Origin of the sequence: Nocardia sp. NPDC051787 (assembly GCF_040681325.1) — a bacterium.
Taxonomy (GTDB): domain Bacteria; phylum Actinomycetota; class Actinomycetes; order Mycobacteriales; family Mycobacteriaceae; genus Nocardia.
The window spans coordinates 12424-36482 of the sequence record NZ_JBFAYO010000011.1 but is presented as its reverse complement, the minus strand read 5'-3'; the positions used below and the strand labels follow the sequence as shown (position 1 = coordinate 36482).

The following is a 24059-nucleotide window of genomic DNA, read 5'->3' as shown; positions in this document are numbered from 1 at the left end:
ATCACACATATGTGATATTTGGAGGTCGAGTTTCCTAGCGCGCATTCCGGCCTGGGGTGCAGTTCCGCACCGGTCCCCGCCCGGCTCGGACGGCATGGAGAGCACAATGGCGGCATGCATCGAAACGGACCGAGCCGGGACATCGACGAGGCCGAGCTGACCGTGACTCCGCCCAAGGAGGAGGCCGCCGGCGTCACCGCCGTGGCGGTGGCGGTGAAGCGCTCGGTCGAGGAGATGGGCGTCATCCGGACTGCCCGGACTCTGGCCCGCGTCAATCAAGTGCACGGCTTCGACTGCCCCGGCTGCGCCTGGCCGGAGCCCAGCGGTCACCGCAGGCCCGCCGAGTTCTGCGAGAACGGCGCGAAGGCGGTCGCCGAAGAGGCCACGCTGCGCACGGTGACCCCGGAGTTCTTCGCGACGCACTCGATCGTGGAACTCAGCGACAAGTCGGGGTATTGGCTGGGCCAGCAGGGCCGGTTGACGCACCCGATGGTGCTGCGACCCGGTGACACCCACTATTCGCCGATCGCATGGGAGGACGCCTACCGGTTGATCGCGGAAACGCTGCGCGGCCTGGATTCACCCGACGAGGCCGTCTTCTACACCTCTGGGCGCACCAGCAACGAGACCGCGTTCCTCTACCAGCTGCTTGTCCGCAGCTACGGCACCAACAACCTGCCGGACTGCTCGAATATGTGCCACGAGTCCTCCGGCGCCGCGCTGTCGAGTTCGATCGGGATCGGCAAGGGCTCGGTCTCCATCGATGACTTCGAGAAGGCGGACCTGATCATCGTCGCGGGCCAGAACCCGGGCACCAACCATCCGCGCATGCTCAGCGCACTGGCGGGCGCGAAGGCCAAGGGCGCCCGGATCGTCGCGGTGAATCCGCTGCCGGAGACGGGACTGCTCGGCTTCCGCGATCCGCAGACGGTCAAGGGCCTCACCACCGGCGTTCCGATCGCCGACGACTTCTTGCAGATCCGCCTCGGCGGAGATATGGCGCTGTTCCAGGCGCTCGGCCGCCTGCTGCTGGAAGCCGAGGACCGGGCGCCGGGAACGGTGGTCGACCGCGACTTCGTCGACACCCACTGCGCTGGCTACGCCGAGTACGAAAAGCACGTCCGCTCGGTCGATTTCGACACTGTCCTGGCGGCGACCGGCCTGAGCACGACGGAACTCGAGCACACCGCCGAGGTGTTCGCGCGATCGAAGAACATCATCATCTGCTGGGCGATGGGCCTCACCCAGCAGACCCATGCCGTGGCCACCATCGAGGAAGCCACGAACCTGCTGCTCCTACGGGGCATGATCGGCAAGCCGGGCGCGGGCGTCTGCCCGGTGCGCGGCCACTCGAACGTCCAGGGCGACCGCACCATGGGCATCTGGGAGAAGATGCCCGCCACCTTCCTCGACGCCCTCGACGCCGAGTTCGGCATCACCAGCCCGCGTGAGCACGGCTTCGACACGGTCGCTGCCATCCGCGCCATGCGCGACGGCCGCGCCGAAGTCTTCCTCGGCATGGGCGGCAACTTCGTGGCCGCCACCCCCGACACCGCGGTGACCGAGGCCGCGCTGCGTGGCTGCGCGCTCACGGTGCAGGTCTCCACCAAACTCAACCGTAGCCACGTCGTGCACGGCCGCACCGCGCTGATCCTGCCCACCCTCGGCCGCACCGATCTCGACCTGTCCCCGGACGGCACCAAACAGCAAGTGTCGGTGGAGGATTCGATGTCGATGGTGCACCTTTCCACTGGACGGCTGAAGCCGGTCAGCGACCAACTCCGCAGCGAAGTCGCGATAGTCTGCGAACTCGCGCAAGCGTTGTTCGGCGCGGATCATCCGGTGCCGTGGGCGCGGTTCGCCCGCGACTACGACGCCATTCGCGACGCGATCTCCCGCGTGGTGCCCGGCTGCTCGGACTACAACACGAAAGTCCGGCAGCGCAACGGATTCCAGCTCCCACACCCGCCGCGCGATGCCCGCGAATTCCGCACCGCCACCGGCAAGGCGAACTTCGCCGTCAATGCGCTCACCTGGCTGCCGGTGCCGGAAGGCAGGCTGATCTTGCAGACCCTGCGCAGCCACGACCAGTACAACACCACCATCTACGGCCTCGACGACCGCTACCGCGGCGTGCACGGCGGACGCAAAGTAGTGCTCGTGCACCCCGACGACATCACCGCGTCCGGCTTCGCCGACGGCGACCTGGTGGACGTGGTCTCCGAATGGACCGACGGCACCGAACGCCGCGTGGAAGGCTTCCGCCTGGTCTCCTACCCCACCCCACGCGGCAACGCCGCCGCCTACTACCCCGAGACCAACCCCTTGGTTCCGCTGGACCATGTCGCGGCGCGGTCGAACACACCGGTCGCCAAAGCGGTCACGGTCCGCTTCGAGCCGAGCACCTCATGAGCCGGGTTACCGCCCGCCGCCGGATGCGCCGGATCTCACCCACCGGCGAAATCCAGCGTCCGGACACCCTCGCGGTCGAAGAACCCCTGGAAATCCGCATCGATGGGCACTCGCTGACGGTCACCATGCGCACGCCAGGCAACGACATCGACCTGGTGCACGGATTCCTGTTGAGCGAAGCCATGGTCGGTTCCGCCGAAGACATCGTCGCCGCCCGCTACTGCGCGGGCACCGACGACCAGGGACGCAACACCTACAACGTCTTGGACGTCACCCTGCGCACGCCGGTTCCGGTCCCCACTCGCGCCTTCCCGACCACCGGCGCGTGCGGCCTGTGCGGCAAGACCGCCTTGGACGACGTGCGCACCCGCACCCGGTTCCCGCTACCGAAGGACGGCCCAGCGGTGGACACTCGCGTGCTGGCCGCCATGCCCGACAGCCTCCGGGACCGCCAATCGGTGTTCGACGCCACCGGCGGCCTGCACGCCGCGGGACTGTTCACCGCCGACGGCACCGCACTCGCGGTCCGCGAGGACATCGGCAGGCACAACGCCGTGGACAAGGTGATCGGCTGGGCGCTGCGCGAAAACCGCGTCCCCGCACACGATCTCGTGCTGATCGTGAGCGGGCGCGCCTCGTTCGAACTGGTCCAGAAGGCCGTCATGGCCGGTATCCCGATGCTCGGCGCGGTCTCGGCGCCGAGTTCGCTCGCGGTCGACCTCGCCGCGGACGCCGGGCTCACCCTGGTCGGTTTCCTGCGCGGCGACACCATGAACGTCTACAGCGCCCCCGAACGGATCCGCGCCGCACCCGGCACGGCCGCACTCTTGGCCTGACTCCCTATTGCCTGTAACGGATCGTCCGACTTACCGTGACTGCACAGAGCCGGAACGGGTTCGGCGAGAACGGAGCGGCCGATGCGGATCTCGGTTGAGGGGAACTCCGAGGGCCTGCGCGTACGGATGCGGTTCGAGCAGTACCGCCGCCGCCTGCTGGTCACACGGATCGTCCTGACGATCTCGGCCGTGCAGGGCGCGATCGTCGGTCTGTGGGCCACCCTGGCGCCGCACTCCTGGTACACCAGCTTTCCGGGCTTCGGCGCCCAGTGGGTGGCGGCCGACGGCCCCTACAACCACCATCTGACCGGCGACGTGGGGGCGTTCTTCCTGGCGCTGACCGCCGTCACGATCGCGGCGCTCGTCGTCAACGGCACCACGGCAGCCCGGATCGCGGGCGTCGGCTGGCTGACCTTCGCCGTCCCGCATTTCCTCTACCACGCCCTGCACAAGCCCGCCGAGCTGGACGCGGGCAGCTTCACGGCCAGCCTGATCGCCGCGTTCCTGCTCGTCGTCGGCGGGCTGGTCTGCGTGTTCGTTCCGCCGCGCGGCGATCTCCCGCTGTCGGACCCGCAGCCGATCACCCTGCGCTTCCCGCGCCGCCGGCCGCGCGCGTCCCGCTGAGCTCACGACTGCGCTCGGCTCCGTCGTGCGCAAAGGCGCGCTGTGTCCTCGGTCCGTTCACCGGCGCTCGCTCACGAGTCCGGGACGCCCGTGGGCGATCACCACGGGCGTGATCCGGTGCGTCCGCGGACCCCACGTCGCCGCGAAGCTCCCGCCGGTCAGTCCTTCAGCGCATCCAGCAGCGCCGCACGCTGACGCGCACCGAGGCCGCCGATGCGGCGATCTTCCGGGATCTCCGCCTGGTCCATCAGCTTCGCGGCTTTCACCGGGCCGACGCCGGGCAGGGCCTTGATCACGGCAGCCACCTTGGTCTTCTTGACCAGCTCGTCGGTGTCGGCCTTCTTGAGCAGGTCGGCGACGGAAACCTTGCCCGCCTTCACCTTGCCGATCAGTTCGGAGCGTGCCTTGCGGACCGCAGCCGCCTTGGCCAACGCCTCGGTGCGCTGCTCTGCGGTCATGGTAGGCAGTGCCATGTCTCCTCCGCTTCCACTCGTCACTCGAACCTCTGGTTGACCGGACCGAGTAAACATCACGGCACCAGGAGCGCAAGCTCGACACACCGGGGCACGAGCAGCGGAAATAGCGATGAATTTCCCCGGTCCACGCCGTCGGAACGGGTAACCGGCCCGCGCGCCGCGGGCGAAACGGACGAAAGGAACACCACGTCATGGAGCTGTCCCTCACCCAATTCGTCACCGTCGACGGCGTCTACCAGGCGCCCGGTGGGCCGCAGGAGGACACCAGCGGCGGATTCACCCACGGCGGGTGGTCGGTGCCGTTCGGCGACGCGGATTTCGGCGCGTTCGTCGACGAGGTGTTCGAGCGGGTCGACGCGTTCCTGCTCGGACGGCGCACCTACGAGATCTTCGCGGGCTACTGGCCGAAGGTCACCGATCCGGACAACCCGGTCGCCACGAAGCTCAACACGCTCCCGAAGTACGTCGCGACCTCGACTCTGGAGCACGCCGAGTGGGCCGGCACGCAGCTACTGCGCGGCGACCTGGTCGCCGAGGTGACCGCGCTGAAGCAGCGTCCCGGCCGCGAACTCCAGGTGCACGGCAGCGGGAACCTGGCCCACACCCTGCTGGCGAACGGCCTGGTCGACACCCTGTATCTGCTCACCTTCCCGGTGCTGCTCGGCACCGGCAAACGGCTGTTCACCAGTGAAGTCCAGCCCACCGGGCTCCGGCTCACCGATTCCCGCGTGACCGGTAGCGGCGTCGTGATCAGCACCTACCGCAACACCGGCACGCCGCAGTACGGGGACTACACCGACGAAGTAGCCGCGCCGGCCCGGTAACACCGGCGACCTCTTCCCCGACAGACTCAGCAGCAACATCTAGCGCGGGTCGCGGTTCAACGGCGAACCAGAGGGGGATCAACGGCGATCCCCCGAAACCCGGCTCGGTCGGCCCCGCCGATCGCCACCGTCGCCTGGCGGGAACACGACAACCGAACAACTGCCGCTCTACGCACGTCCGTGCCAGCATGGCCGGATGAGGCCGAGCACTGCACCGGAAACAGGCGGATCCGCGGCGCTGTGGCTGTGGGCCGGGCAGGCGATCTATCGCGGACCTTCCCTGCGCCTCGATGCCCATTCGACCGCCGTGGACTGCCTGGCTGTCGGGGTGGACGCCCCGTTCACGCTGGAGTCCGACGGCGTCGCGAGCACGGTGCGCAGCGCGCTGATCCCACCGCGCCGCGTGCATCGGGTGGTCGCGGGCGGTGACCACATGATGTTCTGCTATCTCGATCCGGGATCACTTCGAGCACGCGCGTGCCGTGAGCGGATGACCCTCTGGGACAACGATTTCGGGCTGAACCACCGGGAAGAGGCCGCGTTGGCGGCGGCGGCCCGCGACCGGCCGGAGGCGCGATCGCTGGCGGATCTCGTCGGCTCGGCACCATATCCACCCCTGGACGACCGCGTCGCGGCCGCCATGGCGACTCTGCTGGCGCATCCCGCCCATGAGTTCACCGCCGAACGGTTCGCCGCGGCGGCGCACCTGTCGGAGTCCCGATTCCTGCACCTGTTCGCGGCACAGGCGGGCACCTCGTTCCGGCGCTACCGGCTCTGGGCCAGGATGCTCGGCGTCGGCCGGGCGATCGCCAAAGGCGAGAACCTCACCACCGCTTCGATCGACGCCGGGTTCGCCAGCCCCTCCCATTTCAGCGACGCCTTCCACACGCTGTTCGGACTTTCGGCCACCGCGCTGCTGGCTACCGGCGTCCGGATCGTCGTGCTGGATGACGCCGGAGGGATCGAATCGAGGACTCGGGCTTGCTAGGCTAGAAATTAGAACACGTTTCACTTCATCGGAGGTACGGTGGCCAAACAGATCCGCGACGTGGTCGAGCAGTACGTCAAGCTGGTCGGATCGGGCCCGACCGACGAGATCGTCAACCTGTACGCACCCGACGCGATCGTGGAGGACCCGGTCGGCACCCCCGCCCGGCAGGGCCACGCTGCCATCCGCGAGTTCTACGAGGTGATCGCCGCGCTGGACCGGGAGACCGAACTGCGGCCCGAGGAGATCAGGATCGCGGGCAATCAGGCCGCGTTCCCGTTCACCCTCGTCACGAGAGTCGGCGGGCAACGCTTCACCGTCTCGCCGATCGACGTGATGGAGTTCGACGACGAAGGCCGGATCACCGGGATGCGTGCCTACTGGAGTCAGCAGGACATGCGGATCGAGCCCGAGTAATCCACCGTGGGGCGGGTCACACAATGGCCCCATCACATTCCGGCACGGTCTCTCGTCCGAGAAGTAGGACCATATCCGCTGATCGAAGGAGATCGACATGGGCGCCACCCGCATCGCCGCCGTCACCCCGCAGCAGGCCGGACCCGTGACCAAGCTGCTGTACCGGATCGCCAAGCGCCGCTTCCGGGAAGTGCCGGAGCCGTTCGCCGTCGCCGCAAACCACCCCAAACTGCTGGTCGCGAACGCCGTCCACGAAACGATGGTCGACAAGGCCAGCAACGTCCTGCCCGCCGTCATCCGCGAGATCGCGGTCTACCGCACGGCGTGGACGATCGGCTGCTCGTGGTGCGTCGACTTCGGCGCCATGCTCATGCGCCTCGGCGAGCTGGACACCGAACGGCTGGAACACATCGCCGACTACGCGACCTCGCCGCTGTATTCCGAGGACGAGCGCGCCGCCATCGCCTACTCCGACGCGATGACCGCGACACCGACCTCGGTCACCGACGAGCAGGTCGCCGATCTCGAGCGACGCTTCGGCCGCGCCGGTGTCGTGGAACTCACCTATCACATCGCGCTGGAAAACTCACGCGCACGGTCCTATTCAGCACTCGGCATCACGGCACAAGGCTTCAGCACCGATTCGTGCCGGGTGCCTTGGGCGTGACGGCGGACCCACGCTGCCGGAAAGGTCCCGGCCGACCAGGTGTTTCAGCACCGCGGCCGCTCCGGACTGTCGCTGCGGCCGGTAATGGACTATGAATAGGAGGTGTGGACGCTGCCTGTCCGAGTCCCGGTCAGCGAGCTATCGTGTCGCATTCGGTGACCGATAGGCCGAGTCGGCGTCTTCGGTTTCTCGAGTTCCCCTCCGCTCAACCGTTTGGAGCCGCATGCTCGACGAACATCCTCTCGACGACGACGTCGCGCGGCTCGCGAGCCGGGTCGAGAAGGCCAGGGGCCGCCTCGCCTACCAGTTCGACCCGGCGCTGACCGGCGCGCTATCGGAGGAGGAGCTGCGCGCCGAACGCGAACTGGCCGAACGGATCCGGACCCAGGACCGGGAACAGCGCTGGAAGCAGGTAGAGGCGGCGGCCACGGCCTCCGACCGTGCGCGGCATACCACCGAGGCCATCGAGAAGGCCGAGGTCAAGGATATCCTGTTGGCGCGTAAGGCCATTGCCGCGCAGCGGCGCGCGTCCAGTCCGCACGCCCGGCTCGCGTCGCTGTACCGGCACCGATCATGGTCGCTGGGCGCGCTGGCGGGCGTGGTCGCCGCGGGGATGCTGTGGTCGGCGGTCAACGTCCAGCACAACATCGCGCCCGGCGGGCCGACCGATCCGCTGTACTGGTTCAGCTATCTGCTGGAGGCGATGATCAGCGTGTCGCTGATCATCATCATGATCGGCACGAACAAGGTCACCGAGTGGGGCGTGCTGGACAATCGCAGCCAGGTCGCGGCCGCCGAGATCTCGTTGCTGGCGCTGACGGTCGGATTGAACACCTACCCGTACGTGAGTGCGGGCCGGTGGTTCGACGCGGCAGTGCACGGGGTCGCGCCGGTGATGATCGGCGTCGCGCTGCTCATCCACGATGCCGCAAGCGCACGCTACGGCCGTGCGATCGCCATCGCCACCGAAGAGGTCCGAAATCTGCCCGATCCCACCGGGCCGGATCCGCTGTCGGAATCCTCCGGGGACGTTCTCGTCGGCTCCCACGCCGACCTGCCGGTGGCCGTGGGGGCCGTGCAGAACGACGACCGTTTGGTTCCCAGCTCGCACCGGTAGCAGGTCCCCGCTGGACGGGTGATCCTGTGTGTTCGACTGCTGAGGCGGCACCGGACAAACCCGTAACCGTGCAATACGTCGTTGCGGAAGCGACACCGGCCGCCGCGGCCCAGTGCGCCGTTCACCTCCGGCACGGCACCGCGCATCGCATCTCCCATGGAGATCGGCACACGGTGCCGTCAGCATCGGACTCAGTACGGATATCGCCGTTCGACCGCGTCTTTGGCCTCTTTGAGCCCGCACCCGGTGAGTTCGCGGTACCTCTTGATCGCGTGAACCTTCTTGCCCTGCATCAGAAGCGCGTCGACCTCGGCTATTCCCGGTGTGACGGCCTCCTGTGACCGGCACCGGCCTCAGGCGGCGTCCAGCACGGCATGCGCGAGACTCGTCATGGTCTCGAATGACGCGATATCGGCGGCGGCCTCGAGCAACCGATCCACACACCGCGGCCCGGTGACCAAGCGCAGGCGGTGGTCGGTGCTCGCCAGCCGGGACCGTGCCTCGATCAGCACCCGTAGCCCGGCGACGCCGAAGAACGTGACTTTGGACAGATCGACGACCACCAGCGGAGCCGCCGTGCTCAGCGACCCGATCAGTTGGCGGCGGAACACTTCGACGGTGTAGTGGTCGACCTCGCCCGCGACGGCGCACAGCGTGACCTGGTCGCTCGGGGCAGTGACGGAAATCTGGAGCCGCTCGGCCGGATGGTCGGCTTTGCGGGCGTCGGTAAGCAGAAACGGAGGGGTGGCGAAAACTGTCGACATCAGGACCTCGGTCCAGTCGTCCGCGGCGATCTCAGAACGACGCCCGCGGTAACGATTCGCTCCGGACGACACACCCGCCGGAACTAGGCTGTTTGCTCAACCCTCACAAAGGAGTACCCCACCGGCCCGGCCGCTACACCCGCTATTATGCCGACTTCTCCCGGCGCTCCGGCCGCTGCGCCTTGCGCGGGACGATGGTGGGCAGCACGTTGTCGTTGACGGTGTCCGCGTTGACGACCACCTTGGCGACGTCGTCGCGGCTGGGAATGTCGTACATCGCGGGCTGCAGGACTTCCTCCATGATCGCCCGCAGACCACGCGCACCGGTGCCGCGCAGGATGGCCTGGTCGGCGACGGCCTCCAGCGCGTCGTCGGTGAACTCGAGGTCGACCCCGTCCATCTCGAATAACCGGACGTACTGCTTGACCAGCGCGTTCTTCGGCTCGGAAAGGATCTTGACCAGCGATTCCTTGTCCAGGTTGGTCACCGAGGCGACCACGGGCAGGCGGCCGATGAACTCGGGGATCAGGCCGAACTTGATCAGGTCCTCCGGCATGACTTCGGCGAAGTGGTCGGTGGTGTCGATCTCGGCCTTGGACCTGACCTCGGCGCCGAAGCCGATGCCCCGGTGGCCGGTGCGGTCGGAGATGATCTTCTCCAGGCCCGCGAACGCGCCCGCCACGATGAACAGGACGTTGGTGGTGTCGATCTGGATGAACTCCTGATGCGGGTGCTTTCGCCCACCCTGCGGCGGCACGCTCGCCTGGGTGCCCTCCAGGATCTTCAGCAGCGCCTGCTGCACGCCCTCGCCGGACACGTCGCGGGTGATCGACGGGTTCTCGCTCTTGCGCGCGATCTTGTCGACCTCATCGATGTAGATGATGCCGGTCTCGGCGCGTTTCACGTCGTAGTCCGCCGCCTGGATCAGCTTCAGCAGGATGTTCTCCACATCCTCGCCGACGTATCCCGCCTCGGTGAGCGCGGTGGCGTCGGCGATGGCGAACGGCACGTTCAGCATCTTCGCCAGCGTTTGGGCCAGATAGGTCTTGCCGCAGCCGGTGGGACCGAGCATGAGGATGTTCGACTTGGCCAGCTCGACGGTCTCGCCGCGGCTGTCGCGACCCTTGTCACCGGCTTGGATGCGCTTGTAATGGTTGTAGACGGCCACCGCGAGGGTGCGCTTGGCGGTGTCCTGCCCGATGACGTAGTTCTCCAGGAAGTCCCGGATCTCGGCGGGCTTGGGCAGCTCATCGAGCTTGACCTCGCTGGATTCGGCGAGCTCCTCCTCGATGATCTCGTTGCAGAGATCGATGCACTCGTCGCAGATGTACACCCCTGGTCCCGCAATGAGCTTCTTGACCTGCTTCTGGCTCTTTCCGCAGAACGAGCACTTCAGCAGATCGCCGCCATCTCCGATGCGCGCCATCTCGTGGGTCCCTACTTCCTTGTCCGCGTGCAACCGTCCGTCCAGGGTGCCAGCTGTCCACCACTTTCGCAGCCGCAAACGCTTCGACTGTTTCGGAGCTGGTGGACAGTGTCGGCAACCGGGAGCAAAGGTCCCTAGGTTGACCGTACCCGGTGTGCGGGATGGAGGTCGACAACTCGCGCATGTTTCTCGCGCGGGTTGTGAGCCCGATGGCCCACCATGACCTCCGACCGACCGCCGCGCGACGCCCGAGTTCGAACGAAATCGTCCGAATCACCGGCGACACGGAAGCGGTCCGGCCGGGCAGCATGCCCCTGACATACCTCCCGGCCGGAATTCCCTGTTGTCAAGCAATTTTCAAGCGAACCACCGCCGGGATCGGCGATTCGCCCCGCCCTCGGCGGGTCTACCCGGAAACGACGGGCACGTGTGTCACTTCTGTGCGCTGAGCTTGCGGTAATCGAACACGGTGTCGATGATCCCGTACTCCTTGGCCTCCTCGGCCGTCAGGATCTTGTCCCGGTCGGTGTCCTTGCGGATGGTGTCGGCGTCCTTGCCGGTGTGCCGCGCCAGCGTGGTCTCCATCAGGCGGCGCATCCGCTCGATCTCGGCGGCCTGGATCTCCAGGTCCGACACCTGACCCTGGATACCGCCCTCCAGCGACGGCTGGTGGATCAGCACGCGGGCGTTGGGCAGGCAGGCCCGCTTGCCAGGGGTGCCCGCGGCCAGCAGGACGGCCGCGGCGGAGGCGGCCTGGCCCAGGCAGACCGTGGCGACGTCGGCGCGCACGTACTGCATGGTGTCGTAGATGGCCATCAGCGAGGTGAACGAGCCACCCGGCGAGTTGATGTACATGGTGATGTCGCGGTCGGGGTCCAGCGACTCGAGCACCAGCAGCTGCGCCATGATGTCGTTCGCGGAGGCGTCGTCCACCTGCACGCCGAGGAAGATGATGCGCTCCTCGAACAGCTTGTTGTACGGGTTGGACTCCTTGACGCCGAAGCTCGAGTGCTCGATGAACGACGGCAGGATGTAGCGCGCCTGCGGGCTCTGCGGTGCGATGCCGGACAGGCCGGCGCGCGGGTCGATCAGATTGGCCATCTTCGTCTCCAAAGTCGGTGCGGCGGCCGGACGTTCGAGACGTCCGGGGGCCTGTGGGTGGTCCGGTGCGTTACTTCTTGGCGCCGTTGGCCTGGTTCGCGTGGCTGATCACGTGGTCGATGAAGCCGTACTCCAGGGCTTCGGACGCGGTGAACCAGCGGTCGCGGTCGGCGTCGTTGGTGACCTGCTCCACGGACTTGCCGGTGTGCAGCGCTTGCAGCTCGTTCAGCTCGCGCTTCGTGTGCGCGAACTGCTCGGCCATGATCGCGATGTCGGCCGCCGAGCCGCCGATGCCCGCCGACGGCTGGTGCATCATGATCCGCGCGTGCGGCAGTGCGTAGCGCTTCCCTTTGGTGCCCGCGGTGAGCAGGAACTGCCCCATCGACGCGGCCAGGCCCATGCCGTAGGTGGCGATGTCGCACTCGGCGAACTGCATCGTGTCGTAGATGGCCATGCCCGCGGTCACCGAACCGCCCGGCGAGTTGATGTAGAGCGAAATGTCCTTGGTGGGATCCTCGGCCGACAGCAACAGGATCTGCGCGCACAGCTTGTTCGCGATGTCGTCGTCGACCTGGGTGCCGAGGAAGATGATGCGCTCACGCAGCAGGCGCTCGTACACCGAATCACTGAGGTTGAGACCAGCAGTCGCGGTTGTCATGACCCCTGCCTGGTTGATTGTCACGGATACCTGCCTTCTCTCACCGGCTCGTTGCGGATTGCCACATAGCCATCACTGGTTGGATATGCCGCACCCTATTGGACAAGGCGCATCCAACTTGCCGTCACAAACATTAACGAAGCAGGGCGGCACCGAACTCCCGGTACCGCCCTTTCTTCGCTCACAGCGCAATCAGTGCACCCCTCGGGCGCCGATAGCGCGGGTATTCCATGGAATTATTCGGCGTCCGCCGCCGACGTCTCCTCGGTCTCGCCCTCGTCCGCGGAATCCGCCGGAGCGCCGAACATTTCGGCGGTGTCCACCGGGTTGCCCGCGGAGTCGGTGACGGTCACCTGGCCGACCACCCCGGCCAGCGCCTTGCCGCGGCGCACGTCCGCGAACACCGCGCCGAGCTGGCCCGCCTGCTGCACCTGCTGGATGAACTGCTCCGGCGACATGCCGTAGCGCTGCGCCTGGAACAGGATGCGCTCGGTGAGCTCCTCCTGACCGACCTGGGTGCCCTCCGCCTCGGCGATCGCGTCCAGCAGCAGCTGGGTCTTCACCGACTTCTCGGCGGACTCCTTGGTGTCGGCGTCGAACTCCTCGCGGGTGCTGCCCTGCGCCTCGAGCGCCTCGGCGAACTTGGCCTCGTCGTGGTCGAAACCGTGCACGGCGTCATGGGTCACGGCGTCGATCTCGGCCTTGACCACGGCCTCCGGCAGCGGCACCTCGACCTGCTCCAGCAGGGTCTCCAGCACCTTGTCGCGGATCTCGCCCGCCTGCTGCACCTTCTTCACCCGCTCGACGCGGCCGCGCAGGTCGGCCTTCAGCTCATCCAGGGTGTCGAATTCGCTCGCCAGCTGGGCGAACTCGTCGTCGGCCTCGGGCAGCTCGCGCTCCTTGACCGACTGCACGGTCACGGTGATGGCCGCATCCTTGCCCGCGTGCTCACCGGCGACCAGCGTAGAGGTGAACTCCTTCGACTCGCCCGCCGACAGCCCGGCCAGCGCCTCGTCCAGGCCCTCGATGAGCTGTCCGGAGCCGACCTCGTGGGACAGGCCGGTGGTGGCGGCCTCGGGCACCTCTTCGCCGTCCACGGTCGCGGACAGATCGATCGAGACGAAGTCGCCCTCGCGCACCGGGCGCTCGACGCCGGTCAGCGTGCCGAAGCGCTGGCGCAGCGACTGCAGCTGCTCCTCGATGTCCTCGTCGCCGACGCTGATCGCGTCGACGGTGACCGCGATGCCGGAGTAATCCGGCAGGGCGATCTCCGGACGCACGTCGACCTCGGCGGTGAAGGCGAGCTCCTGGCCGTCTTCGATCTTGGTGATCTCGATCTCGGGCTGCCCGATGACCTTCACCTCGGCGGTGGTGACGGCCTCGCTGTAGCGGCCGGGCAGCGCGTCGTTGACGACCTGCTCGAGGATCGCGCCACGGCCGAGGCGGGCCTCGAGCAGCTTCGCGGGCGCCTTACCGGGACGGAAGCCGGGGATGCGGACCTGCTTGGCCAGTGCCTTGTACGCGCGGTCGAAATCCGGCTTCAGCTCCTCGAAGGGCACCTCGACGTTGATCCGGACCCGGGTCGGGCTCAGCTGCTCGACGGTGCTCTTCACGGACATGCTCCTTGTTCGTTGTTCGTACTGGTTGACGTTCGGTGTGCGTGCTCCACCCCGCACCCGGCGGTCGGAATGGCAGGCGAAGCGGCGCTACGCCGGCAGCCACCCACCACCGGCGCCGATCCGGACCGGGCTCCCGGCCTCGGCCGAGACGACGAGGGATGCGGTGTGCACGGCGCATCCCGACCAGGTTAGTTGACCGGCCGAGCGAGCCTGCAATCGGCGGTGCCTGCCGGAGGCCGCGACGGGTCCGGCTACTTCCCCACCGAGACCGCGTCGGTGACGAACACCAGCGTCTCGTACGGCGCGATGCCGCGCCCACCAGCGCCGTAGCCGAGCTCCGGCGGCACGATCAGCAGCCTGCGCGAGCCTTCCTGGACGCCGACCAGCCCCTGGTCCCAGCCATCGATGACCTGACCGCCGCCGAGGGTGAGCTGGAACGGCTTGCCGCGGTCGAACGAGCTGTCCAGCGTCTTCTTGTCCGACCAGGTGACCAGCGCGTAGTTCATGGTCAGCTGCTGACCGGCGACGGCGCCGGGGCCGCTGCCCGTACTGAGATCTTTGACGATCAGCTGCTTCGGCGGGTCGCAGTCGTCCGGGATGGTGATCGTGGGCGCGGCGCCGAAGTCGCCGGTCACGCGGATGTCCTCGGCCGTGCACTCGCGGCCTTTGCTCGGCGTGGCCGGGCGCTGCGCGGCGGAAGGACCCGCCTGGGCGGTGGCCTTGGTGGTGGTGACGGTGGAGGTCTCGTCGTCCGACCCGCAGGCCGCCAGCGCGATGGTCGTCGCGGCGAGGGCTCCGATCCCGATGATCCTTCCGAGAATGTGCATGCCCGGACCTTAATGGACGCAGCCGGACGCAGGCCGTCAACAGTCCGCGCATGGCCGGAGGAAGGTGGAGGTACGCATAGACCCGGGTCGGGCGGGCCGGACGTCCCGCGACACGCTTTCGCCACGCCGGAATCGCAGGCCCCGTTAAGCTGGCGATGAATTCTCCATTCCGCGTTGCCGATTCCGGTCGGCAGCCGTGCACGATCCGGGACGGCGCGCGCGTGGTGGCGCCGCCGTCCCCGATGCCCCGAGTGTGAGGAGAGTCGGCGCATGACCCACATGGCCAGTGCAGGTGGCGATACTTCGGCGGACAATGTCGGCAGGACGAGCGGGCAAACCGTCGCTCCGCGTCCCTATCGGCTCGCGGACGCGCGGGGCCCGCTGGAACGCGACGAGCTGACGTCCATGGACGCGTGGTGGCGGGCCGCCAACTATCTCTCGGTCGGCCAGATCTACCTGATGGCCAACCCGCTGCTGCGCGAACCGCTGCGACCAGAGCACATCAAGCCGCGCCTGCTCGGCCACTTCGGCACCGTGCCCGGCCTGAATCTGGTCTGGACCCACGCGAATCGTGCGATCCGGCTACGCGGCCTGAACGCGGTTTTCGTCGCGGGGCCCGGGCACGGCGGACCCGGCCCGAACGCGTGCGCCTGGCTGGAAGGCACATACTCCGAGTTCTACAGCCACATTCCGCAGGACGCCACCGGCATGGGCGCGCTGTTTCACCAGTTCTCCTTTCCCGGCGGCGTGCCCAGTCACTGCGCACCGGAGACGCCGGGTTCCTTCCACGAGGGCGGTGAACTCGGCTACTCGCTGCTGCACGCGTTCGGCGCCGCGCTGGACAACCCCGACCTCACCGTGTTCTGTGTGGTCGGTGACGGCGAGGCGGAGACCGGTCCACTGGCCACCAGCTGGCATGCGAACAAGTTCGTCAACCCGGCGCGCGACGGCGCGGTCCTGCCGGTCCTGGCGCTGAACGAATACAAGATCGCCAATCCGACCATCCTCGCGCGTATCCCGGACGAGGAATTGCTCGCGCTGCTGCACGGATACGGCTACGAGCCGATCGTCGTCGCGGGCGACGATCCGGCCGCCGTCCACCAGGCCATGGCAGGCGCGATGGACACCGGTCTCGAGCGGATCGCCCAGATCCAGCGCGCCGCGCGCGGCGGCACCGACGGGATACGGCCTGCATGGCCCATGATCGTGCTGCGCACGCCGAAGGGCTGGACCTGCCCACCGATCGTGGACGGCGACCCGGTGGAGGGCACTTTCCGCGCGCATCAGGTTCCGCTGCCCGCCGCGCGCACCGACCCGGAGCACCGCGCGGTGCTGGAACAGTGGCTGCGGTCCTATCGTCCGGAGGAGTTGTTCGACGAAACCGGTAAGCCGGTGTCGGAGCTGTGCGACCAGGTGCCCGAAGGCAATCGGCGGATGAGCGCCAATCCGGTCGCCAACGGCGGCGCGCTGGTGCGCGACCTGCGCCTGCCGGAGTGGCGCGAGTTCGGCGTCGAGGTGAGCGCGCGGGGCGCGACCCGGCACGAGGCCACCAGGGTGCTCGGCGGATGGCTGCGCGAGGTCACCAGGAACAACCCGGACAACTTCCTCACCTTCGCGCCCGACGAGCTGGCCAGCAATCGGCTGCAGGACATCCTGGAGGTCACCGGACGCGACTGGCAGGCCGACATCGATGCCCGCGACGAGAAACTCGACCGCACCGGCCGGGTGATCGAGGTGCTGTCCGAGCACATGTGCCAAGGCCTGCTGGAGGGCTACCTGCTCACCGGCAGACACGGCGTGTTCACCTGCTACGAGGCGTTCATCCACATCGTCGACGCGATGTTCAACCAGCACGCCAAATGGCTCGACGCCAGCGCGGCGGTGCCGTGGCGGCGGCCGATCGCCAGCCTCAACTACCTCCTGTCGTCGCATGTCTGGCGCCAGGACCACAACGGGTTCACCCACCAGGACCCCGGCTTCCTGGACGTGGTGCTGAACAAGAAGCCCTCGATCGTGCGGGTATATCTGCCGCCGGACGCCAACACGCTGCTGTCCACCTACGACCACTGCCTGCGTTCCCGCCACTATGTGAACGTGGTGGTCGCGGGCAAACAACCGCAGGCCGACTGGCTGTCGGTGACGGACGCGGCCGAACACTGCGCACGCGGCATCGGCATCTGGCCTTGGGCCTGCCACCGGGACGAGGTCGGCACCATGCCGGACGTGGTGCTCGCCTGCGCGGGTGACGTCCCGACACTGGAGACCCTGGCCGCCGCGGCGATACTGCGCGAACGACTGCCCGAATTGCGTGTGCGTGTGGTGAACGTGGTCGATCTGATGCGGCTGCAACCACGGGACGAGCATCCGCACGGCCTGCCCGACAGCGAGTTCGACACACTGTTCACCCGCGACCGGCCGGTGATCTTCGCCTTCCACGGCTACCCGTGGCTGATCCACCGGCTGACCTATCGGCGCGCCAACCACGGCGGCCTGCATGTGCGCGGCTACAAGGAGCGCGGCACCACGACCACACCGTTCGACATGGTGATGCTCAACGACCTGGACCGCTACCACTTGGTGATGGATGTGATCGATCGCGTGCCGACCCTGCGCGAGCGGGCCGCGGGACTGCGGCAGGAGATGGTCGACGCGCGCTGGACCGCCCGCGCGTGGACCAGGGAGCACGGCGCGGACATCCCCGAGGTCGCCGACTGGACTTGGCCCTACCAGCGCGCCTGAGTGCGGCTATCGGACGGAGCCCGCGACCGAGAACGTACGATCGACCGTATGGAAGGTGTGGACTCCGTTTCGCCGCCTCAGCGGCACACCACGGGCATCACCGACAAACGCCTGCTGCGCGGGGCGAAGACCCGCGCGACCGTGCTGCGGCGGGCGGTCGACATCGCCTCGCTGGACGGACTCTCGGGCCTGAGCTTCGGCAGGCTGGCGACCGACACGGGACTGAGCAAGGCGGGCATCCAAACCCTCTTCCGCACCAAAGAGGCGCTGCAACTGGCCGTCATCGACTACGCGCGCGACCGGTTCACCGAGGCGGTCGTGGAACCGGCGCGATCCGCGCCGCACGGCGTCGCCCGCCTGCGAGCGCTGGCCGAGCACTGGATGGTGTACGCCGAGACGCCGTTGTTCGCGGGCGGATGCTTCCGCGTCGCGACCATGGCCGAGCACGACAGCAAGCCGGGTCCGGTCCGGGACGCGCTGTTCCGCGACCAGCGAGCATGGGTGCGGCTGCTGGAACGGGAACTTCGCGCGGCGGTCTCCGCCGGTGAGATCGGCGATCTGGACCCGGATCTGGTCGCCTTCCACATCGACGCGGTGCTCTGCGCGACCAACACGGCGTTGCGGATCGGCGACCCCGAGGCCGCCGAGCGCGCCCGCCGGATCATCGAGGGATTCCTGAAACCCGCCTGAGCATGCGCTATGCGCTTTGCGCATAACGAGAGCCGAATCATGCGGCAGCCCTGCACATTCGGATACTTCGGACAAACGGTGCCCCAGCTTGTATCTTGCGGATAACGCGTCTGCACGCGTTCCGTTGCAACATCCCATCCGCCGCCGTTGCCGGAGGGCGCACAGAAGGGCGGTTCCGATGAACCACACAGCCGAAGCGAGCGCGTTGGAGATCCTAGGCGCGATAGGGATGGTGGCGTGGATGGTCGTGATGTGGGCGGCCGTCGGCGTGCTGGTCGTCGCATTGCGAAAACCGTTGCGGCCCTGGATGTTCCGAACCGCACTCGGCGTCGTCGGGCTGGGCGTGATCGCCCAGATCGGTCACTTCCAAGAGCATGTCGCGCAGGTCGGGTACTGGATCCAGCATCCGAACGCACCGGCCTGGATGACCCCGTGGGGCACCGGCCTGGCCAACGGCTTCGGCCAGGTCGACCATATGAAGCCGTCGCTGGGCATGGAGCTGCTGCACCTGGTCGGCAACTTCCACTTCCTCGCCGGGCTGGTCGGCGTCGCGCTGGTCACCCATCACGCACTGGAGAGCAAGGCCCGCAAGTGGGGCCGGATGGGCGTGCTGATGCAGGGCATCCACGGGCTCGAGCATCTCGCGCTGACCCTCACGGTCGCCTTCGGCACCGAGGCGATCGGGCTGTCGACCATCTTCGGCCTGCTCGATCCCGGCGCGGGCGCGTCGACCTACCGCATCTGGTGGCACTTCCTGGCCAACGTGATCGGCACGACCATCTTCGCGCTCGCGCTGTACCACTTGTGGCGTGAGCGCGCGGTGATCGAAGCCCCGTTCCGCGATACCGCCGCCACGACCGAGCCCCGCCGGGCTCCGGCCGCGGCAAACGAGCCGGTGGCCCCGGCCTACGCGATCGAAGCCTGATTCCCCAGAGATCGAAACCGCGCCCGTCGGCAGGTCACCTGCCAGCAGGCGCGGTTTCTCGTATCACCCCGCGACGATTGTGCCCATGATTCCTCAAACCCGCTCGACCAGAGAGCACGTGGACGGTGCACGCGAACTTCCTCCATCGGCCGCGCCCTCGAGAGCCACGCCACTGATGTAATCCCCTTGGCACGGCGGCGCATTCGCCGAGTGTCCGGCCGATCGCGTGTCCGCGGACGAGTGCGACCATCTCTTCCAGCAGTTCGGCAGTCGAAGATCCATACGGTGAACCACTGAGCGGCCACCCGATCGCGGATCACTCAGATCAGCGGATGCCCGAAGTGTGTTCGCGCCACCTCACCGGGAAATCCGCGAGCCACATCACTTTTCGGCTGATGAGCTATCGAACCCGCCTGCACCGCCAGCTGTTCCCGAGTTGACCCGGGCAAAATATTGCCTCCGACCGCGCCCAGGGTCCCCCTATCGCTGCCGACATCGCCGCTGGTCATGCGGCGGCCACCCAGCTGGCGGCAGGCAGGCTTCCCAGCACCGAGAAATCCACTCGACAATGCATCTACCCGTCGATTAATGTGACGTTATCCAACGGCACGATAAACGGGGAGTCGTTGATCGGACCACACCGGCCGATCCCCGCTCCCAAGGGTGGCGAGATGAATCGGACACGAACGATGACCGGCATCACGGCACACCAGCGACGGACGCAGACCTGGCTCGTCCGCCCGCTGATCGTGAGCGCGATAGCGGCCACGCCGGAAACCCCGGCGCCGGCCCGAGCGCTGGCCGGGCCCGACACCGTCGAGGCCCCACGCCCCGCATACCCGGGCCGCCACGGAGACGACAGGCCGGGCTCTTCCCACTCCGACGACCGGAACCGCGCCGACCGGCACCGCCCCGCGGACGACATGTCCGCGACGGATGCCGCCGCGATTCCTTTCCCGCCCCCACCCCGCGCGGCAACTCCGACACCCGCCGTTCGCCGCACCGCCGCATCCCGAACCGTGCCGCGCACAGGTCGAATTCCACACGGAGACTTACCATGAACGCCACCATCACACATACCGCCCGGCGACTGCTCACCTGCGCCGTGATCATCGGCGCACTCACCGCGGGCGCCGCAGGCATCACCGCGGCCGAGCCGCGCTCGAATCCCTCGGACCCACGCAACGGCACGGGCGACGACCACGGCTGGACCCACATCGACCCGATGGGTCAGCACCACCGCAACAGCGACCGGCTGGAGGCGAACGCGGCCGACCAGGCTCGCCGGGACTACCACCAGCGCCAGAGCCAGCCCGGGCCGAGCGAAACCGTCACCGGCAACAACTCCAACAGCTCGACCTGGTCGCGGACGACCCGCCCGGACGGCAGCGGCTACACCGTGTGCAAGCCGCACGCCAGCTGGTGCCGCTGATCGAGCAGCCGGCGCACTCGAAACCTTTCCCGACATTTCCGCACCTGATCTTACCGCTGTATAGCGGCGCATTACTTGAAGCATCATCGTTCCCGAAGGCCGATCCTCGTCGACCGCCGGGACAGCGCACGAAAGAGAAACCCCAATGAGCAAGATTAGAGGCCTACGCCGTATGACCGCGTGTCACGACAAGCGGACCGCGACGGCACGGACGCTCACCCTGCTGGCGGCGGCAGTGGTGGCGGCGGGCGGCCTGAGCCTCGGCGCGGGCACCGCCGAGGCTCAGGGCGCTGCCTGCCTCTGGGCCGGTGGCGCCTACGGCCAGGGCACGACGGTCGTGGCAGGCGGCTGGAACTTCATCTGCGGCACCGACGGTCGCGGCGCTCCGTACTGGCATACGTCCTCCTGGCACCGCGCGGACGCGCGGCAGAGGAGCACCGTCCCCAACCCCGGCGCGTACGCCAACCCCGCCGGCCAGTTCAGCGCCGGCGCACGCCAATTCGGTACCGACTACAACGATTACTGCGTCGGCAACCAGCTCATCGAGGGCTCCGAGGACGTATACCAGGTGGTCGCGGACGGACGCGGCGCGCTGTACTGGAAAGCCGCCGGACCGATCGCCCAGTGGGCGTTCGACCCCGGCACGGGGCCGCGGCCGTCTTGGCGGTCGTCGGGCAGTTGCCATGACGGCTCCCTGATCTGACCGAACCCGAATAACGCGCACTCACGCCCGTAACCGCCACGACGGTTATGGGCGTGGTTGCGTTGGTACGGTTCGCCCTCAGCGCAACCACAACAGCCCCGCCTCGAGTTTCGAGCGGAGCGAGACCGAGCATTGCCCGTTCGCGGCCCGGCGCGCGTCCGAGTGGCCGCCGCGTCCGCGACGCAGTCGCCAGCGGCGGTCCTTCGGACGCGAGCCATCACAGGGCCGCGAACACGCAGCGCCGCAGGCGCTGCAAATCAGATCCGCGCTGCAAATCAAGCCGACCGTCGCGTGGGCCGCCGCTCGGATTCCAGCCGGACCCGCTCGTCCAGATGCTCCGGTATATGCCAGGTGATGTCGGCCCTGGTGGCCGCCATCAGCTTCCGGCGCACCGCCGCGACCTGGGCGTCGACCGTCCGGATCGAACTGCCCCTGCGCCCGGCTATGGCGCTGTTGGCCCAGCCCGCGGCGGCGAGCACGGCGACCTCCCGCTCCGCGGGGGTCAGCTCGTCCCAGCGCGAGGCGATCGTCCTGGCTCGCGGTCGCGGGCTCGGGAGTTGATCGATCGGCAACCTGCCGAGCAGGAACAGCTGGAGTTCGTCGCGTTCCGGCCGCAGGCGGGCGCCGCGTTGGGCGGCCGCCCCGTAGACCTCCTCGCCGACGACCGAGGTGGCCACCTCGACGGCTCGGGCGGTGCCGCGGGCCACCAGCGTCACCCGGTCGGCGACGATGCCCATCGAACGGTGCAGCGTGTCGATTCCGCCTTGCAGATGCGCGATCTCGGTGGCGGCGGCAATCGATTCGGCGGTCCCGGTGTCGCCCGCGTCGAGCCGGGCCGACAGCAGGTAGGTCTTCGCCATCATGCTGAAGTGCGCGACCCAGCCCGCCGTCCAGGTATCCCCGGTGGTCAGCAGGCGCTCCAGCGTGGACTGTCCGAGCCGCACCGCCTCCCGCGGATCACCGTGCCTGGACACCGCGATCATCAAGGCCAGCTCGGCCCAGGCGATGGCCCAGGCCGCGCCGGAGTCGAGGGCCCGGTCCAGATGCCTGCGCGTGGCCCCGAGCGCCACGTCGGCGTCGGCGATGTTGGCGTAGGTGAGCGTCTCGAACAGCTCGCTGCGCTGCTCCCCCGCCCGATCGCCGACCGCGGCGAATTTCCTTCGCGCCCGCGACAGTACATCGGCCGCACGCAGGTCGAAGTGGATCAGCAGCAGCTCCAGACCCCAGGTGAACTCCACCGGGGCGGGCAGGCCGACGTCGGTCGCCGTGGTCTCCCGCCAGCTGCGACGCAGATCCGGGTCGGTCAGGCACTCCGCCGCACACTCGTCCAGCAATTGCGCGGTGTAGGTGTGCCTGCCCTGCCAGATGGCGATCCAGCCGACCAACGCGGTGGCATTGATGCGCAGCCCGGTCGGCGGCGGATCGAGCTGGGCCGTGACTTCCAGCGCCTGTTCGGCGAGACCGGTGATGGCACGGTTGGAGCCGGTGATGAACGGCACACGCAACGCCATCAGCGTCGCGGCGGTCTCCAATCCGACGACGGCCTCCGCCGGGTCGGCCAGGCTGGTTTCGATGGCGATGAGGATGTTGTCCCAGGCCGTGCGCGCCCAGTCGATCCACTCCTGTTCCCGCGGGCCGTACCAGGTGGCCGGCCCCGCGGCGACCCGGTCCCGGTAGTGGCGCCGGTGCCGGGCGAGCAGCCGCGCCTCGTCGACGTCGTCGCCGCGCGCCGCCAGGCGGTCGCGCATGAACACCCGGACGCTCTCCAGCAGGTAGTACCGGACCGCGGTCGCTGTGATGTGCGCCGACAGCAAAGACCGCTCGACCAGGCGCTCGAGCAGCCGCTCGAGCTCCTCGGCGGGCAGCGACGCGTCCGCGCAGACCGCCACGATCGCGTCGGTGTCCGCGCCGCCGAACGGAGATTCGTCGTTCTCCGCGTCGCAACTGGTTGCGAACACCGACAACCGTTCCAGCAGCAGTTGTTCGAGGTCGGTGCACAGACCGTAGGACCAGGCGATCACGTCGCGCACGCTGCGGTGGCGTTCCCCCACGCCGCCCCTGGCGCCGTGCGTCCACTGCAGGCGCCGGTCTTCGGTGTTACCGGACAACTCGCGCAGCACGATCGCGGGCGGCCGGTGCAGCAGTCGCGCGGCGGCCAGCCGGATGAACAGCGGGTTGTTGTCGACGTGACCGCAGATCCGCGCGGCGATGGCGAGCTGTCCGGGATCCTCCGGAATCGGCCGTCCAGTGCGCTCGGCACGCCGCCGGAACAATTCGAGGGCGTGCGGGCCGGCCAGCGGCGGCACGGTGACCAGTTGCTCGTCGATCCAGCCCACCGGCTCCCGGCTCGTCGCGAGGACGGTCAGGCCGGACACCGCTTCGAGCAGTCCGACGATCAGCGGTCCGACCCCGCCGAGCACGTGTTCGCAGTTGTCGAGCACGAGGATCGTCCGGTGCGACTCGTCGTCGTGTTCGCTGAAAGTCGCCACCAAACCGTCCCAGGCCGACCGGCCCGTGATGCCGCTCTTGGCGAGGGACTGCAGCACTTCCTCGGCGACCGCTCCGGTTTCCGCGCCCGCCGCGAGTCGAGCCAGGCGCGTCCAGTACACGGCGTGCCGCGCCGTGCCGCGATAGCGGCGCACGGCTTCGAACGCCAACGTCGTCTTGCCGATGCCGCCCGGCCCGACCAGCGTGATCAACCGCGCGCTCGACGAGGACAGCAGCGTGTCGATCTGTCGCAGTTCGGCGTGTCTGCCCACGAACTCGCCGGGCGCGGCGGGGCTGTTGCCACCGCCGCTGTTCACTTCCGACATG

Annotated in this window: 22 protein-coding genes; 13 read left to right on the top strand and 9 right to left on the bottom strand. The window is 68.2% G+C overall.

The features are described 5' to 3' along the window. Positions 1-114 precede the first annotated feature (114 nt). From AB0M45_RS13915 to AB0M45_RS13905, 3 genes are all read left to right on the top strand, one after another. Positions 115-2412: an FdhF/YdeP family oxidoreductase gene (locus tag AB0M45_RS13915; protein WP_364327496.1), complete on the top strand. Its 2298-nt coding sequence runs from the start codon at positions 115-117 to the stop codon at positions 2410-2412. Continuing rightward, positions 2409-3248 (top strand): formate dehydrogenase accessory sulfurtransferase FdhD, encoded by an 840-nt coding sequence (gene fdhD / locus AB0M45_RS13910; RefSeq protein WP_364327493.1) that lies wholly within the window; start codon positions 2409-2411, stop codon positions 3246-3248. Before AB0M45_RS13915 ends, fdhD begins: the two co-directional genes overlap by 4 nt. Before the next feature lie 81 nt (positions 3249-3329). Beyond that, positions 3330-3872: a hypothetical protein gene (locus tag AB0M45_RS13905; protein ID WP_364327490.1), complete on the top strand. Its 543-nt coding sequence runs from the start codon at positions 3330-3332 to the stop codon at positions 3870-3872. 158 nt (positions 3873-4030) lie between these two features. On the opposite strand, the gene mihF is transcribed toward AB0M45_RS13905, so the two are convergent. Beyond that, the gene (gene mihF / locus AB0M45_RS13900; protein ID WP_067475971.1) at positions 4031-4345 is read right to left on the bottom strand and encodes an integration host factor, actinobacterial type; all 315 of its coding nucleotides are present in this window, start codon (positions 4343-4345) and stop codon (positions 4031-4033) included. Between the two features lie 194 nt (positions 4346-4539). Between mihF and AB0M45_RS13895 the strand changes: the two genes are divergently transcribed. From AB0M45_RS13895 to AB0M45_RS13875, 5 genes are all read left to right on the top strand, one after another. Continuing rightward, complete coding sequence (locus AB0M45_RS13895; RefSeq protein ID WP_364327486.1) at positions 4540-5172, top strand: dihydrofolate reductase family protein; 633 nt, start codon at positions 4540-4542, stop codon at positions 5170-5172. A gap of 196 nt (positions 5173-5368) precedes the next feature. Continuing rightward, complete coding sequence (locus AB0M45_RS13890) at positions 5369-6160, top strand: AraC family transcriptional regulator (RefSeq protein WP_364327483.1); 792 nt, start codon at positions 5369-5371, stop codon at positions 6158-6160. 39 nt (positions 6161-6199) lie between these two features. Then, a complete protein-coding gene (locus tag AB0M45_RS13885; RefSeq protein ID WP_364327480.1) occupies positions 6200-6577 on the top strand; it encodes a nuclear transport factor 2 family protein in 378 nt (125 codons plus the stop codon). A 97-nt stretch (positions 6578-6674) separates the two neighbouring features. Beyond that, a complete protein-coding gene (locus AB0M45_RS13880) occupies positions 6675-7244 on the top strand; it encodes a carboxymuconolactone decarboxylase family protein (protein WP_364327477.1) in 570 nt (189 codons plus the stop codon). A gap of 223 nt (positions 7245-7467) precedes the next feature. Then, a complete protein-coding gene (locus AB0M45_RS13875) occupies positions 7468-8361 on the top strand; it encodes a hypothetical protein (protein ID WP_364327474.1) in 894 nt (297 codons plus the stop codon). 191 nt (positions 8362-8552) lie between these two features. Here the strand turns inward: AB0M45_RS13875 and AB0M45_RS13870 are convergent, their stop codons facing one another. The 7 genes from AB0M45_RS13870 to AB0M45_RS13840 all read right to left on the bottom strand — a co-directional run bounded on the left by AB0M45_RS13870 (position 8553) and on the right by AB0M45_RS13840 (position 14756). After that, complete coding sequence (locus AB0M45_RS13870) at positions 8553-8654, bottom strand: ribosomal protein L7/L12 (protein ID WP_364327471.1); 102 nt, start codon at positions 8652-8654, stop codon at positions 8553-8555. A gap of 60 nt (positions 8655-8714) precedes the next feature. Then, entirely contained in the window at positions 8715-9125 is a 411-nt protein-coding gene (locus tag AB0M45_RS13865; RefSeq protein ID WP_364327468.1) for an STAS domain-containing protein, read from the bottom strand. Positions 9126-9270: 145 nt separating this feature from the next. After that, the gene (gene clpX, locus AB0M45_RS13860) at positions 9271-10551 is read right to left on the bottom strand and encodes an ATP-dependent Clp protease ATP-binding subunit ClpX (RefSeq protein ID WP_195131826.1); all 1281 of its coding nucleotides are present in this window, start codon (positions 10549-10551) and stop codon (positions 9271-9273) included. A gap of 432 nt (positions 10552-10983) precedes the next feature. After that, entirely contained in the window at positions 10984-11652 is a 669-nt protein-coding gene (locus tag AB0M45_RS13855) for an ATP-dependent Clp protease proteolytic subunit (protein WP_067475990.1), read from the bottom strand. Positions 11653-11722: 70 nt separating this feature from the next. Continuing rightward, positions 11723-12310, bottom strand: a complete 588-nt coding sequence (locus AB0M45_RS13850) for an ATP-dependent Clp protease proteolytic subunit (RefSeq protein ID WP_364327464.1) — start codon at positions 12308-12310, stop codon at positions 11723-11725. 236 nt (positions 12311-12546) lie between these two features. Beyond that, positions 12547-13923: a trigger factor gene (gene tig, locus AB0M45_RS13845; protein ID WP_364327461.1), complete on the bottom strand. Its 1377-nt coding sequence runs from the start codon at positions 13921-13923 to the stop codon at positions 12547-12549. Between the two features lie 257 nt (positions 13924-14180). Beyond that, complete coding sequence (locus tag AB0M45_RS13840) at positions 14181-14756, bottom strand: FKBP-type peptidyl-prolyl cis-trans isomerase (protein ID WP_364327458.1); 576 nt, start codon at positions 14754-14756, stop codon at positions 14181-14183. Between the two features lie 270 nt (positions 14757-15026). On the opposite strand from AB0M45_RS13840, the gene AB0M45_RS13835 reads away from it, so the two are divergent. From AB0M45_RS13835 to AB0M45_RS13815, 5 genes are all read left to right on the top strand, one after another. Further along, entirely contained in the window at positions 15027-17495 is a 2469-nt protein-coding gene (locus AB0M45_RS13835) for a phosphoketolase family protein (protein ID WP_364327455.1), read from the top strand. 48 nt (positions 17496-17543) lie between these two features. Then, entirely contained in the window at positions 17544-18185 is a 642-nt protein-coding gene (locus AB0M45_RS13830) for a TetR/AcrR family transcriptional regulator (RefSeq protein WP_364327452.1), read from the top strand. Positions 18186-18363: 178 nt separating this feature from the next. Then, positions 18364-19110 carry a DUF6008 family protein gene (locus tag AB0M45_RS13825; protein ID WP_364327449.1) on the top strand — a complete coding sequence of 249 codons (747 nt, stop codon included), beginning with the start codon at positions 18364-18366 and terminating at the stop codon, positions 19108-19110. Between the two features lie 1057 nt (positions 19111-20167). Continuing rightward, positions 20168-20542: a hypothetical protein gene (locus tag AB0M45_RS13820; RefSeq protein WP_364327446.1), complete on the top strand. Its 375-nt coding sequence runs from the start codon at positions 20168-20170 to the stop codon at positions 20540-20542. Positions 20543-20687: 145 nt separating this feature from the next. Beyond that, positions 20688-21245, top strand: coding sequence for a hypothetical protein (locus tag AB0M45_RS13815; protein ID WP_364327443.1), 558 nt, complete (start codon positions 20688-20690; stop codon positions 21243-21245). A gap of 275 nt (positions 21246-21520) precedes the next feature. On the opposite strand, the gene AB0M45_RS13810 is transcribed toward AB0M45_RS13815, so the two are convergent. Further along, entirely contained in the window at positions 21521-24058 is a 2538-nt protein-coding gene (locus AB0M45_RS13810) for a hypothetical protein (protein WP_364327440.1), read from the bottom strand. Between the last annotated feature and the right edge of the window lies 1 nt (position 24059).